The 1,559-nt window shown below is 43.9% G+C and carries 3 protein-coding genes; all 3 read left to right on the top strand.

Features of this window, described 5'->3' with window-relative positions:
• Window positions 1-77: 77 nt before the first annotated feature.
• A complete protein-coding gene (gene atpE / locus AC6I5A_RS10945) occupies window positions 78-317 on the top strand; it encodes a F0F1 ATP synthase subunit C (protein WP_497900675.1) in 240 nt (79 codons plus the stop codon).
• A gap of 148 nt (window positions 318-465) precedes the next feature.
• The gene (atpF, locus tag AC6I5A_RS10940) at window positions 466-930 is read left to right on the top strand and encodes a F0F1 ATP synthase subunit B (RefSeq protein WP_034615676.1); all 465 of its coding nucleotides are present in this window, start codon (window positions 466-468) and stop codon (window positions 928-930) included.
• Window positions 927-1,496, top strand: a complete 570-nt coding sequence (locus AC6I5A_RS10935) for a F0F1 ATP synthase subunit delta (RefSeq protein ID WP_034615673.1) — start codon at window positions 927-929, stop codon at window positions 1,494-1,496. The genes atpF and AC6I5A_RS10935 overlap by 4 nt, the downstream gene beginning before the upstream one ends.
• Window positions 1,497-1,559 lie beyond the last annotated feature (63 nt).

Genomic DNA, 1,559 nt, shown 5'->3' with positions numbered 1-1,559 from the left:
AAGATACGTTAGTAACGTAAACTTTCACTGAGGTGATATGGGGTTCAAATTGTGAATTAAGAAGGGAGTTACAATTAATGGATACTAGTTTAATTACGGCAATGGCGGCAATTGGTGCTGGAGTTGCTGCAGGATTCGCAGCTATCGGAGCCGGGATTGGTAATGGTCTTGTTATCAGCAGAACGATCGAGGGTATTGCCCGACAACCGGAAGCTAAAGGGACTTTAATGGGTACTATGTTTTTAGGTATCGGCTTGGTCGAAATTTTGCCTATTCTTTCTTTTATTGTTGCGCTGCTTCTTATGTTCACGAAGTAGGTTGTTGTGCGAATGTGTTGAGACCAAGACTATGCCCGTTCTAAATTTATGGGGGGACGTAAGTCTCCCTTAAAAAAGGGCTATAGCTTCAATACCTAAATTGAGAGGGGGGTAGGCTTTGAATAACCCTTTAGTATTTGATTGGACGATGCTTGCTCAGATGATATCCTTTGTGTTACTGGTTTGGTTTCTTGGCAAGGTAGCGTGGAACCCGTTAAATAACATGATGGAAAAACGGCGGAATTTTATCGAGACCAACCTGGCTGAAGCAAAAGAAGAACGTCAGCAAGCGGAGCAAATAAAACGCGAATATCAGGAAGAAATGCGTCAAGCTCGTCAAGAAGCTCAAGAAGTAATTGCCAAAGCAACCAAAGTGGGCGAAGCAAGTGCGAACGAAATCATCGTTGCAGCCCATGAGGAGGCCGAAAAAATTAAAAAATCCGCCCTTGTTGATATTCAACGCGAACGTGACAGGGCGATTGCCGATGTTAAGGGCCAAGCTGCTGATCTGTCAATTTTAGTAGCCGAAAAGATTATACGTCAAAAATTAGACTTGAAGGGTCAATCACAGCTCATTGAGCAATTCATTCAAGAGGTAGGGGAATTGCAATGATAAATGGAGCGCTTGCCCGTAGGTATTCCCAGGCTTTATTTGAAATTGCTTCCGAAACGTCTCTTGACCTGATTGATGGCGATCTGCGTGAACTTACAAAGCTAGTCGAGGAAAACGAAGAGGTTAGAAATGTCCTGCTTCATCCCCACATTTCTTTTAAAGAAAAGAAAGCCGTGATGGATGAACTGTTGGGGAAAGAATTTGGCAAAACGACACGTAATTTTCTCCACCTATTGATTGACAAGAGGCGGGAGAATCTCTTACCTGACATACAACGTGAGTTTACTAAGTTGGCTGATGAGGCGCGTAAAGTCGTGGAAGCGAAAATAGTCAGCGCAGTCGAGTTAAGTGCGCCCCAACTTGACAATCTCAAAAAGGTTATTGGGAGTATGATGACAGGAAAAGATATTCGCGTTATTCGCGATGTACGACCTGAACTTATTGGTGGGGTTCTTATTCAGGTCGGAGATCGTGTGATGGATGGGACGGTTGCCCATGCCTTGAACCGGATGCGTGTGGGGTTACGGAAAACCTCGGAGAAACCTCAGGAAGTAGGGGTGAAATAACAGGATGAACTTGCGTCCAGAAGAAATTAGTTCCATTATCAAACAGCAAATAGAACGCTATGA

Source organism: Desulfosporosinus sp. Tol-M2 (genome assembly GCF_059735615.1).
This window is presented reverse-complemented; position numbering and strand designations above follow the sequence as displayed.